Source organism: Clostridium culturomicium, assembly GCF_000821305.1.
GTDB classification, from domain to species: Bacteria; Bacillota; Clostridia; order Clostridiales; family Clostridiaceae; genus Clostridium_J; species Clostridium_J culturomicium.
Map to the genome: position 1 here is coordinate 258121 of NZ_CCXK01000016.1, position 13313 is coordinate 271433.

The 13313-nt window shown below is 31.2% G+C and carries 11 protein-coding genes; 1 reads left to right on the forward strand and 10 read right to left on the reverse strand.

Annotation, left to right across the window (positions count from 1 at the left end; translation table 11 throughout):
• Positions 1–281 precede the first annotated feature (281 nt).
• A complete protein-coding gene (gene mgtE, locus BN1075_RS10635) occupies positions 282–1619 on the forward strand; it encodes a magnesium transporter (protein WP_040193130.1) in 1338 nt (445 codons plus the stop codon).
• Positions 1620–1720: 101 nt separating this feature from the next.
• Here the strand turns inward: mgtE and BN1075_RS10640 are convergent, their stop codons facing one another.
• The 10 genes from BN1075_RS10640 to trxA form a co-directional block, all read right to left on the reverse strand.
• Positions 1721–1876 carry a zinc-ribbon domain-containing protein gene (locus BN1075_RS10640; RefSeq protein ID WP_040193132.1) on the reverse strand — a complete coding sequence of 52 codons (156 nt, stop codon included), beginning with the start codon at positions 1874–1876 and terminating at the stop codon, positions 1721–1723.
• Between the two features lie 274 nt (positions 1877–2150).
• Positions 2151–2306 (reverse strand): zinc-ribbon domain-containing protein, encoded by a 156-nt coding sequence (locus tag BN1075_RS10645; protein WP_040193133.1) that lies wholly within the window; start codon positions 2304–2306, stop codon positions 2151–2153.
• A gap of 151 nt (positions 2307–2457) precedes the next feature.
• Positions 2458–3900 carry a DEAD/DEAH box helicase gene (locus tag BN1075_RS10650; protein ID WP_040193134.1) on the reverse strand — a complete coding sequence of 481 codons (1443 nt, stop codon included), beginning with the start codon at positions 3898–3900 and terminating at the stop codon, positions 2458–2460.
• A gap of 268 nt (positions 3901–4168) precedes the next feature.
• Positions 4169–6778 (reverse strand): ATP-dependent chaperone ClpB, encoded by a 2610-nt coding sequence (clpB, locus tag BN1075_RS10655; RefSeq protein WP_040193135.1) that lies wholly within the window; start codon positions 6776–6778, stop codon positions 4169–4171.
• A 35-nt stretch (positions 6779–6813) separates the two neighbouring features.
• Complete coding sequence (locus tag BN1075_RS10660; protein ID WP_040193136.1) at positions 6814–7251, reverse strand: MarR family winged helix-turn-helix transcriptional regulator; 438 nt, start codon at positions 7249–7251, stop codon at positions 6814–6816.
• Positions 7252–7515: 264 nt separating this feature from the next.
• Positions 7516–8364 (reverse strand): DegV family protein, encoded by an 849-nt coding sequence (locus tag BN1075_RS10665; protein ID WP_040193137.1) that lies wholly within the window; start codon positions 8362–8364, stop codon positions 7516–7518.
• 222 nt (positions 8365–8586) lie between these two features.
• A complete protein-coding gene (locus BN1075_RS10670) occupies positions 8587–9372 on the reverse strand; it encodes a nitroreductase family protein (protein WP_040193138.1) in 786 nt (261 codons plus the stop codon).
• Between the two features lie 122 nt (positions 9373–9494).
• Positions 9495–11468 carry a YgiQ family radical SAM protein gene (locus BN1075_RS10675; protein WP_407637973.1) on the reverse strand — a complete coding sequence of 658 codons (1974 nt, stop codon included), beginning with the start codon at positions 11466–11468 and terminating at the stop codon, positions 9495–9497.
• Positions 11469–11616: 148 nt separating this feature from the next.
• The gene (gap, locus tag BN1075_RS10680; protein ID WP_040193140.1) at positions 11617–12651 is read right to left on the reverse strand and encodes a type I glyceraldehyde-3-phosphate dehydrogenase; all 1035 of its coding nucleotides are present in this window, start codon (positions 12649–12651) and stop codon (positions 11617–11619) included.
• A gap of 292 nt (positions 12652–12943) precedes the next feature.
• A complete protein-coding gene (trxA, locus tag BN1075_RS10685; protein WP_040193141.1) occupies positions 12944–13252 on the reverse strand; it encodes a thioredoxin in 309 nt (102 codons plus the stop codon).
• Between the last annotated feature and the right edge of the window lie 61 nt (positions 13253–13313).

Below are 13313 nucleotides of genomic sequence, written 5' to 3' on the forward strand. Positions count from 1 at the left end.
AATTCTTGCACTTCATTTTGTATATAATTGATTTATACCTTTTTCTATAAAATAGGTCAACTCAATTTTTATACTGAAATATAAATTCTTAAAATGAAGGTTTAAGCTAGTTTTATTTGTCACGCTCAAAATATTAGTGATAATAGTAACTTTACATATTTTTCATGGCACTATACATTAAGTTTAGTGCCTTTTTATTTCTCCATTGTTTTTATTGCTACAACCAACATAATTTATTTTAAGTTCCAAAAGGAATTTGGTAATTTTAGGGAGGTATAACAATGGAAAATATATTAAAACTAATTAATGAAAAAAAATTCATAGAAGCAAAAGAAAGACTTGAAAAGGAAAATGTTGTTGATATCGCATCATTTCTTGAAGGTATCGACAAGGAATCTGTTGTAAAAACATTTAGAGTTCTTCCAAAGGATATGGCTGCAGATGTATTTGCATATTTAGATCACGAAGAAAGAATGCATATAATTAACTCTATAACCGATAGTGAAATATCTAATATTATAAATGACCTATACATTGATGATACTGTAGATTTTCTTGAAGAGCTTCCAGCAAATGTGGTAAAAAAAGTATTGAAAAATACAGATGAAACTAAAAGAAAGATCATAAACAACTTTTTAAATTATCCTGATAGTTCTGCAGGAAGCATAATGACTATCGAATATGCTGATTTGAAACAAAGTATGACTGTTTCTGATGCTATAAATCATATTAAGAAAACAGGAATAGATAAAGAAACTATTAATACTTGCTATGTAATTGATAATAATCGTGTACTTTTAGGAATTATTTCATTGAGAAAACTAATACTTAGTTCAAATGATATTCTCATCGAAGATTTAATGAAAAAGGAATTTATTTCAGTAAATACTTTAGATGACCAAGAAAATATTGCTCATTTGTTTAAAAAATACGACTTACTTTCTATACCTGTAACTGATAATGAAAAGAGACTAGTAGGTATAATAACAATTGATGATATTGTCGATATTATCGATCAAGAAAATACTGAAGATTTTCAAATAATGGCCGGAATGGAGCCAAATGAAGAAGAATATTTAAAAACAAGTGTATGGGATCTTGCAAAGCATAGAATTCTTTGGCTTTTAGTACTAATGATTTCTGCCACTTTCACTGGCAATATAATAAGACACTTTGAAGATGTACTTTCATCTGTTGTTATCCTTGCTTCATTTATACCTATGCTTATGGATACTGGTGGAAATGCAGGTTCTCAATCTTCTACCTTAGTTATTAGAGGACTAGCCTTAGGAGAAATTAAATTATCAGATGGATTCAAAGTTATGTTCAAAGAATTCAGAGTATCACTTTTAACAGGAAGTATTCTTGCTATTGTAAATTTTATTAGGATTTACTTCTTTGAAAAAGTAAGCTTTTTAATTTCTTTAACTGTATGCATAAGTTTATTTTTCACCGTAATAGTTGCTAAATTAGTAGGTGGAATATTACCTATAATAGCAAAGAAACTTAAGCTTGACCCTGCTATTATGGCAAGTCCATTAATCACAACTATTGTTGATGCTATTGCATTAACTTTATTCTTTAGTTTATCCGTAGTACTTTTAAATCTACCAGTATAAATATATAAAAAAATTAGACATCCATAATTTTATTAAATGGATGTCTTTTTTATAAAAAAAAGACTATAGAGTTTAACCCCTATAGTCTCCTGCTTGCAAAATTATCTGTTATTTCTTTGAGCTTTTCTAGCTCTTCTGCAATCAGCACATCTTACTGGATCATTTTCGAATCCTTTTTCAGCGTAGAAAGCTTGCTCACCTTCAGTGAATATGAATTCTTTACCACAATCTTTGCATGTTAATGTTTTATCTGCCATTTTTATTCCTCCAATTTTAAAGATTTACATTCAATTAACTAATTCTCTAAAAAAGGAGAAAGTAATAGATATGTGAAATCTTTGTTATATTTTATGATTTAATTTTATCATTACACAATTATATTTTCAAGTATTTTTCGAATATTCATTTCATTTTTACATAAAATATGGATTTTTAAACCTTTTCATTTTCTTCTTTTACCATTCTAAATTTTATAAATTTATAAAAAAAGAGTTATGAAATAAATCATAACTCTCTGAAACTCAAATATAATTATCTGTTGTTTCTTTGTGCTTTTCTTGCTTTTCTGCAATCGTTGCATCTTACTGGATCATTTTCGAATCCTTTTTCAGCATAGAAAGCTTGCTCGCCTTCAGTGAATATGAATTCTGCTCCACAATCTTTGCATGTTAAATTTTTATCTGCCATTTTAATTCCTCCATTTTAAAGATTCACACACAACTAACTAATCTCTGAAATGGAGAAAGTCATTTTATTGTTAATCTTTATAAATTTATTTTGTATTTCTACTTCTCTAGTATAACATGATACCATAAATAACACAATATAAATTTCTACATTATTTTCTTGCTCTTTCAACTCTTGCTTTCTTACCTTTTACAATTACTTCTTTGTAATTCTTTAATATTACCTTGCCTTTTTTATTTAAAATATCAACATAAGTCACATTATCTTGCACATCAATTATCCCAATATCTTCTCCCGTCAATTCTGGAAGATTGCTTAAAGCTCCAACTATATCAATATTTCTGATTTTTTTCTTTTTACCCACACTTAAATAAATTTTAGTTATTTCATCATGTATTAATTGCTTTTTTATTCTTCCACCACTATTTAATGACTTTTGACTTTCCTTGAAAACCACTTTTCCACTCTTTACTGCATCATCGCTAGGAAATTCACCTTTTTCAATTTTATATCCTACATATTCTTCTATTCCCTCTAAAAACTTTCTTTCATATGGTGCAACAAAACTCACTGCAAATCCTTCTCTTCCAGCTCTTCCCGTTCTTCCAATTCTATGAACATAACTTTCTCTTTCCATTGGAACTTCATAATTAATTACATGGGTTATATTATCTACATGAATTCCTCTTGCCGCAATATCTGTTGCTACTAGCACTTTAAATTCCTTATTTTTAAATCTCTCCATGGTTTTTAATCTATCCTTTTGCTCCATATCACCATGTAACTGCTCCACTGAAATTCCTTCAGATTTTAGTCTGCTATACACATCTTTGACCTTATCTTTTGTGTTGCAAAATACAATAGCTGCATCTGGCTGAAGAGCATATAGATTCTTCCACAGAACCTTATCCTTATCTTTAACCTCCATAGGAAGATAGGTTTCTTTTATTTTTTCTCTATTAAATACTTGAGATACCACTTCCATCATCTTTGGGTTATTCATATATTTGTTACATAATTGCTCTATGGTATCTGGAATTGTTGCTGAAAATAAACCTGTAGTTCTCTCTTTAGGAAGCTTTTTTAAAATATCACCTATTTGATCAATGAAACCCATATTAAGCATCTTATCTGCTTCGTCAATAACTACAAATTTCAAAGCTTCGAAATTAAGGTTTCCTCTATTCATATGGTCACTAATTCTACCCGGTGTGCCAATTACAATATGTACTCTCTGCTTCAACTCTCTAACCTGTTCATTAAAAGGTTGCTTCCCAAATACCGCGGCACATCTTACCTTTTTCAATCTACCTATGTTCGAAATGTCTTCTTTAACTTGGAGTGCTAATTCTCTTGTTGGAACAAGTATTAAAGCCATAATCTTTGAGTTCTCAACCTCCACCTCATTGCATAAAGGAATTCCAAAACTTGCAGTTTTTCCACTTCCTGTCTGCGACTTTACAATAATATCTTCACGCTTTAAAAGAGCCGGAATAGTAGCCTTTTGAACCTCTGAGGGCTCCTCAAACCCTAGATTGTTTAATGCCTTTAAAATATTTTCATTTAATTTATATTCTTCAAATCCACTTTTCATAAATTTCCCCTTCTGTTTATATAAAATTTATTTAAATAACTTTTATATAACTTAACCATTAATCTCTACAATATTAAATTTACCAAAATTTATTTAATCATACTATGCAAAAATAAAAGCTATAAGACTTGCTCTTATAGCTTAGATATTAGTATGCTTAATATAAAATATTTACTTTGTTAGTATAGCATGTATACCTATTATTCGCAAACAAATTTTAAAGAAGCCACCAATACAATATTAAAATTATATTGAGGCTTCAAAATAATTATTTATCTAAACTAGTTACTTCTACTTTTATTTTATCTTCCCCATCAGCCGTAACTGCTACAGTGCATCCATTAGTAATTTCCCCGGCAATAATTTTTTTAGCTATCATCGTTTCAAGGACATTACCGATATATCTCTTAAGCGGCCTTGCTCCATATACAGGATCATATCCTTCTTTTGCAAGAACTTCTTTTGCTAAATCATCCACTATAAGCGTAATATTTCTTTCAACAAGTCTTCTTCTCACATCATTAACAAAGATTTCAATTATCTGTTTAATTCCTTCCATGGATAATGGTTTGAACATAATTATATCATCCACACGATTTAAGAATTCTGGTTTGAATCTATGCTTCATTTCATTCATCACAAGTTTTCTTGTTCTCTCAGTAACTTCACCATTATCCTCTAATAAGAAATTACTTCCTATGTTAGATGTCATAATAATTATTGTATTTTTAAAGTCTACAGTTTTACCCTTATTATCAGTAAGTCTTCCATCATCAAGAATCTGTAAGAAAATATTAAATACATCTTCATGAGCTTTCTCAATTTCATCGAATAAAATTACTGAATAAGGTTTTCTTCTAACTGCCTCAGTTAACTGTCCGCCTTCTTCGTATCCTACATATCCTGGAGGCGCTCCAATTAATCTTGATACTGCATATTTTTCCATATACTCAGACATATCAATCCTGATAATATTATCTTCGCTATCAAATAAATTTTTAGCAAGAGTTTTAGCAAGTTCTGTTTTACCAACACCAGTTGGTCCTAAGAATATAAAGGAACCTATCGGCTTATTTTCATCCTTCATTCCAGCCCTTGCTCTAATCACTGCACTAGAAACCGCAGTAACTGCTTCCTCCTGTCCGATTACCCTCTTATGAAGATCATCCTCAAGACGTAGAAGCTTCTCTCTTTCACCTTCAACTAATCTTGAAACTGGTATTCCAGTCCATTTAGATACGATTTGAGAAATCTCTTCTTCTGTTACTTCTTCCTTAAGAAGGGCAGTATCATATCTCTCTCTCATCTTTTCTTCTTTTTCTTTTATTTCAGCTTCTAAACGTGGAATAGTACCATATTTAAGCTCAGCAGCACTGTTAAAATCATACTCTCGCTCATACATTTCAACCTTGCCCCTAGCTTCATCCAGCTGCTCTTTAAGGCTTCTAATTTCAAGAATTTTTGATTTTTCCTTCTCATATTTAGCAGTCATTTCATCATTTTTATCTTTTAATTCTGCAAGTTCCTTTTGAAGCTCTTCTAATCTTTTTTTAGAACCTTCATCACTTTCCTTTAAAAGTGCTTCTCTTTCAGTTTCAAGTGTAAATAACTTTCTTCTAACCATATCTAACTCTGTTGGAAGAGAATCAATTTCACTTCTTATCATTGCTCCTGCTTCATCAATTAAATCTATAGCTTTATCCGGTAGAAATCTATCCTGAATATATCTATGAGAAAGTTTTGCCGCTGCAACAATGGCTGAATCATGTATTCTTATTCCATGATGAATTTCAAACCTTTCCTTCAAACCTCTTAAAATAGAAATTGTATCTTGAACTGTAGGTTCGTCTGCTATAACTGGTTGGAATCTTCTTTCAAGAGCCTTATCTTTTTCGATATATTGTCTATACTCATCAAAAGTAGTTGCTCCAATACAGTGAAGTTCTCCTCTAGCAAGCATTGGCTTGATTAAATTTCCAGCATCCATTGCTCCATCAGTTTTTCCAGCACCTACAATGGTGTGAATCTCATCTATGAATAAGATTATCTTTCCATCAGCACCTTTAACTTCATTAAGAACAGCTTTGAGTCTTTCTTCAAATTCACCTCTGTACTTAGCTCCTGCAATTAATGCTCCCATATCGAGTGAGAATATTATTCTATCTTTTAAGCCTTCAGGTACATCTCCTCTTACTATTCTTTCCGCTAATCCTTCAACTATAGCAGTTTTACCAACCCCAGGCTCTCCGATAAGTACAGGATTATTTTTTGTCCTTCTTGAAAGAATTCTAATTACTCTTCTAATTTCTTCATCTCTTCCTATAACAGGGTCAAGCTTGTGATTTTTAGCTAACTCCACAAGGTTTGTTCCATATTTAGCTAGAGCATCATAAGTACCTTCAGGATCATTAGTGTCAACTCTTTGATTTCCTCTAACCTGTGATAGGACTTCCATAAATCTATCCTTTGTTATATTAAACTCTTTTAAAATTTTACCTACTGTCCCTTTAGCATCTATATCCATAATAGCTAACATAACATGTTCAACACTAATGTATGAATCATTAAACTTAGCAGAAATATCTTCTGCTTTTAATAGCACTTCATTTATTCTTCTTGTTGCTGTAATTCCTGAAGAACGAGCTCCTTCTCCCAAAACTTGTGGCATTCTATTAAGTTCTAAAGCGACCCTGCTTTTTAAACCTTCTAAATTTACACCCATTTTTTCAAATACACTTGGTATTAATCCATCCTTTTGATTTAAAAGTGCTGAAAATAAGTGGATTATATCAAGCTGCTGATGATTATATCTTACTGCTTCATCATAAGCATCATTTAAACTTTGTTGTACTCTCAAAGTTAACTTTTCATTTTCCATAACGTCTTCTCCCTTCTAAAACATAAAATTCTGCACTATATATTATTAATCATTTTTCTTAAAAGCTGCATCAGCAGCTCTCTTTCTTCATTTGTATCTAAGGCATTTAATAAATAACCATATAGTTTTCGTTCAAAGGCAAGCTGTTCATCACGAACTCTGCATCCTTCCTCCGTCAGCTTTAATCCATAGGATCTTCTATCTCTTATGCTGATAATTCTATTAATATAATTCATTCTTTCTAATCTGTCTATGGCACTAGTTAATGTACTTTTAGGAATATCTAACTGGGCACATATTTCCTTTAATATAATATCTTCAGTGCCATAAACCATATTAATTATGCTAACTTCCATAGACGTCAGTTTATATATTCTCGGAAATTCTTCCTTTAATTCCTCCTCTTTGCAAGGATTTACAAACATTTTACATAAACTGCAAAACTCTTCAATTTGCTTATCTCTATCATCCATTTAACTTACCCCTTAAAACAAAATACTATAATTAAATCTTTATGAAATACATTAGAGACTTTCAATTTTCTTCATTAAACTATACAAGCCTCCATCATTTTATATAAGAAATCATTTGTTTATTATTATTTACCAAAGATTAAAAATAATTAGTACGACATTCGTACTTTACCTTTAAGTAAATAGTACACCCATCGTACTATTTTGTCAACATATTTTTTCATAAAAAAAGAACATTTCACAAAGAAATGTTCTGCTATTAATTTACTTATTTAATTGAAGAATCGAAAGTCCTAAAGATTTTGGTCCTGTATGAACTCCCATAGCTGGTCCAATATTTTCTAAAGCTATACTTTCCACACGTGAATTTTTTTTAAAACTATCAAAAAAGGCTTTAGCTTCTTCCATTGCATCTCCGCTTAAAACCCATACCTTACAAGGTGACTTTTCTAAGTGCTCTTCCAAGATTTTTTTCAATTTATTGAGAGATTGAACTCGTCCCCTACTTTGAGAAAACCTATATAATAAACCTTCATCATTTGAAGATATTATAGGTTTTAAGTGAATCATTTCACCTAAGGTACCTTTAATTTTGCTAATTCTTCCACCTCTAACCATATATTCCAATGTATTAACTACAACATACCCAAAAACTCTTTTTCTAACATCTTCAAGCTTTTCTAAGATCTCCTCAACCTTCATTCCCTTGTCCACCATTTCAGCAGCTTCAAGAGCTATTGTTCCTTGAGGATATCCTAAAGTTCTTGTGTCAAAGAAACTAAAATTAAGCCCCTCATAATCTTCAGCTAATAATTTCAAACTATTTAAGGTTCCTGATAATTTACTTGAAACAGTGACAACTATAACATCAGTATATCCTTCAGCTTTAACTTCATCGAAAACATTTTTGCAATACTCCATATTAGGTAATGAAGTCGTTGGTACTTCTTCAGCTAAGGAAGCATATAACTGTTCTGGACTTATTTCAACCTTGTCCAAGTATTCTTTATTTTTATATATTACTCTTGAAGGTAATATTCCTATATTATGCTCTTTAGCAGTTTCTAAGCTCAAGTCGCATGCACTATCTGAAATAATTTTTATCTTTTGCAAAATTAATTCCTCCTCGACACATCAATGGCTTAACTATATCATACCTCCACCCCTTTAACAATGAAAAATTTAAATATTAGCTGAATTTTTAAAACTTATTTTCTTTTGTTTTAAAAATTTAATATAACCTTATTTCTTTTATTTATTGTTTCCTATTTTCATCTTAATTATAATAAAGGTTGCAAAATTAGATTAATACATTTTGGCATTTTAAATTTATTTTTAAAACTTATCTTGTTTTTTCATCCAACTTTCTACTGCTTTAATTAAGCCATTATTCATCTCTTTCATAAAATCTGATCCAAATTTTCTACCATAAAGTAATTGACCAAAATTTTCCGCATTATATACATTAGGTATTGGAACATTTCGGTCATTTTCATTATACATTTCAAAAATTTCTTCTTCTGTCAATTCCTTATACTCCTCTTCAAAAACAACATACTTCTTATCAAATCTTGTTTTTGGAGTTCTCGGATAATCTTCAGGATAATAACCTAAACATAACATTGCTACCGGAGTCGCCCAATTAGGAAGATTTAATAATTTTCTATGAGTATCATAATTTTCAACAATATCTCCTATATAGCATGTACCGAGTCCTAATGATTCTGCTGCAACAACAGCATTTTGTGCTGCAATAAAAGCATCTCCTGCCGCTAAGAATAATTGAGCTAAATCTGGAGTATTTAAGTTTTTATTATTTTTTTCGCAATATTCTCCAACTCCACTAACTTTAAAGTATTTATTCATTTTATGAGAGTCAGCTACAAAAACTATCACCACTGGTGCCTTTGCTATAAAAGGCTGATTATCACATGTTTGTGAAAGCCTTTTTTTCTTTTCTTCATCTCTAATAACAATCATTGAATACATCATTGTATTTCCTGCAGTTGGTGCTCTCATGGCACTATTAAGTATCACATCCAAAACTTCAGGAGCTACTTCTCTTTCTGAATACTTTCTCAAAGATACCCTCTTATTTATTAAATCTATTGTAGAGTTCATGTATTTCCCCTCCATTTTTAAAAAAATCAGAATATTCAATAATAATTTTACATCTTATCTCATTTATTGTCTACTGAAAAAACAGCAGTGAATCGATGATCCACTACTGTTTCCATAATAATTTATACTCTTGTTTTTTTCATTTTATTATTTTTTATTGATGACTTTCCTTTTCTGCCATCAAACTTATTTTTCGTTTTCCCCGCTATCTTATCTTTGCCTTTAAATGTTGAAGATCTAGATTTTCTAACATCTGTCCCCTTACTTTTATTGTTTCTTTTAGAATTGTTATTTCTTTGACTTCTTGGTCTTATCAAGCATTTTGGTCCATTTCCAATAAGGTCTTCACGCCCTGCCATAATTAAGGCATCATATACAATATCGTATTTCTTAGGATTTCTAAATTGAAGTAAAGCTCTTTGCATTGCTTTCTCCATTTTGCTTTTAGGAATATATACCTTTTCCATTGTTAACGGATCAATCCCAGTATAAAACATGGTTGTAGAAAGAGTGCCTGGTGTTGGATAAAAGTCCTGCACCTGTTCCGGTTGATAATTAATATCTCTAAGATATTCAGCAAGTTCAATGGCAGAATCCAATGTACTTCCTGGATGACTTGACATTAAATATGGAATTATATACTGTTTTTTTCCCACTTCATTAGTAATCTTGTTAAATTTATCCACAAATTTACCATAAGTTTTCCCAGCAGGTTTACCCATGTATTTTAACACACCTTCACATATATGCTCTGGAGCGACCTTTAACTGTCCACTTACATGATGTTCTACTAACTCCTTAAAGAAAACATCATTTTTATCTGCCATAATGTAATCATATCTTAATCCTGAACGAACAAAGGCTTTTTTCACCTTAGGTACTGCTCTAACCTTCCTAAGCAGCTCTAAATATTCCGTATGGTCTGCATCAATATTCTTACATGGCTTAGGGAATAAACATTGCTTATTCTTACATGCTCCATGCTTTAATTGAGTTTTACATGCAGGACGTCTAAAGTTTGCTGTTGGTCCACCAACATCATGAATATATCCCTTGAAGTCTGGTAATTCCGTTATCTCCTTTACCTCTTCTAAGATAGACTCCTCACTTCTGCTTTGAACAATTCTTCCTTGATGAAAAGTTATAGCACAAAAAGAACAATTTCCAAAGCACCCTCTTGAGCTTACAACACTGAATTTAACTTCTTCTATAGCAGCTATACCACCCTGAGCTTCATAGCATGGATGATAATTTTTCACGTAAGGAAGACCATATACATGATCTAATTCTTCTCTTGTTAGCGGCATCTCTGGCGGGTTCTGAACCACAAAGCGATTAGCATGTTTTTGTACTAAAACCTTCCCCCTCACAGGATCCTGCTCTTCATATTGTATTTTAAAAGCTTTTGCATACTCAATTTTATCTCTGCAAACATCTTTATAAGATGGAATTTCTATATAATCTGCCACATCATTAATATCATCTACTATATAACAAGTACCTGGTACGTGTCTTATATATCTTACCTGTAATCCATCATTCATGCAATTTGCAACCTCTACAATTTGCTTCTCACTCATACCATAAATAAGCAGGTCTGCTCCACTATCCACTAGCATGGATTTTCTAACCTTATCACTCCAGTAATCATAGTGTGCAAATCTTCTAAGACTTGCCTCAACACCACCAATCACTATTGGAATACTTTTATATGCCTCTCTAATTTTATTGCAGTATACTATTGTAGCCCTGTCAGGCCTTAATCCCATCTTTCCACCTGGAGAATAAAAATCTTTATCTCTAAGCTTTTTAGATACTGTATAATGGTTAACCATGGAGTCCATATTCCCACCATTTACCAAGAACCCTAGTCTTGGTCTTCCAAGCTTCATAAAATCTTTAGTATCATTCCAAGCTGGCTGTGCTATAATACCAACCTTATAACCCGCATCTTCTAACACTCTGGAAATTATGGCTGTCCCAAAACTATGGTGATCTATATATGCATCTCCTGTAACAATAATGAAATCTACTTGATCCCATCCTCTTTCTATCATATCCTTTTTAAATATTGGTAAAAATTTATTTATCATTATCTCACCTACTCAACTATAGTCTCAACCATTATAATATAATATAAACAAAATTTCATTGTAAAAAAATACAAGAAACTACTTTATATAAGTAATTTCTTGTATTTTTAACCTTATCACATTTTATCCTAATTAAATTACAATATAACTTTTATGCTATCTTTTTATTTTTCTCTGCACTTAATAACTCTGATATTTTTTCTGTTAAATCTAATACTCTTGAAGAGTAGCCCCATTCATTATCATACCAAGCAGCTATCTTTATCATATTTCCATTAGCCATTGTTGACAAACCATCAACAATTGAAGCACGACTATCGCCTTTAAAATCTATAGAAACTAAAGGTAATTCACAAACCCCTAAAATTCCATGTAATTCTCCCTCTGCTGCTACTTTAAGAACCTGGTTAACCTCTGTTGCTGTAACATTTTTTGATACCTGGCAAACTAAATCCGTAATAGAAACTGCCGCTGTTGGAACCCTTAATGCAAAACCATCAAGCTTTCCTTTTAGTTGTGGCAATACCTTTGATACTGCTTTAGCAGCACCTGTTGTTGTAGGCACAATAGATTCTCCAGCTGCCCTTGCTCTTCTTAAATCTTTATGAGACTTATCTAGAATCTGTTGATCATTAGTCATAGAGTGAACAGTTGTTATAAATCCCTTTTCTATTCCAAAGTTTTCATCTATAACCTTTGCCACTGGAGCTAAGCAGTTAGTTGTACATGATGCATTAGATATTATAGTATGCTTTTCAATATCCAGCTTTTCATCATTCACACCCATTACGATTGTAATATCCTCGTCCTTTCCAGGTGCGGTTAGAACTATTTTTTGAGCTCCAGCCTCAACATGTCCCATTAATTCTTCTTTACTTTTAAATTTACCTGTAGATTCAACTACAACATTAACGCCTAACTCAGCCCATGGAATATCCTTTGGCATATTACAGCGTGTTATTTTTATCTCTTTTCCATTAATAATCATCGAATCTTTTGTAGTCCTTACATCTCCATTGAAAACTCCAAAGCATGAATCATATTTAAATAAATGAGCTAATGTTTCCACATCTGCTCTAGCATTTATAGCTACTATATTAAAATTCTTATTATTTTTCTCACAAGCTATCCTAAGAAAAGTTCTTCCAATTCTTCCAAATCCGTTTATACCAACATTTATCATAATAAACCCCCGTTTAACTGTTGTACTATTTGTTATTATTGTATATCACTTTTCTCGCTTAGTCAATTATTATGTATCACTTTTAACACTGTTAATTTCGAATTAGCTACATTATTTTTCCACCTTGCTTCATTTTTCTTCATTTCTCTCTTTCTTTTAATTTGAAAGTCTTTGATAAAACACTCACTTTTAAGCACTATTATCAATCACATTGTGCTATACAATATAATTGAACATAAAAATATCACCTCAATAAAAATATCAAGGTGATATTAACCATAATTAAAAATTTTTACTACAGATGTTTTGCTAATTTATTTTTAATATCCTCTGGTGGCATATATCCAATCATTCTATCAACAGGATGTCCATCCTTTAATATAATCATTGTAGGTACACTCATAACAGAAAATTTTCTTGCAAGCGCTCTACTTTCATCAATATCAAGTTTATAAAACTTTGCTTTTCCGTCAAAATCCTCTTGAAGATCCTCTAAAACAGGACTTAGCCTTTGACAAGGACCACACCATGTTGCATAGAAATCTACCAAAACTAAACCTGTATCAGTTGCTTTTTCAAAATTGTCTTCATTTATTACTTTCATAATACCCTCCCCAAAATTACTTTTATAATATTATTCTACTATATTATAGAAATAATTGTAA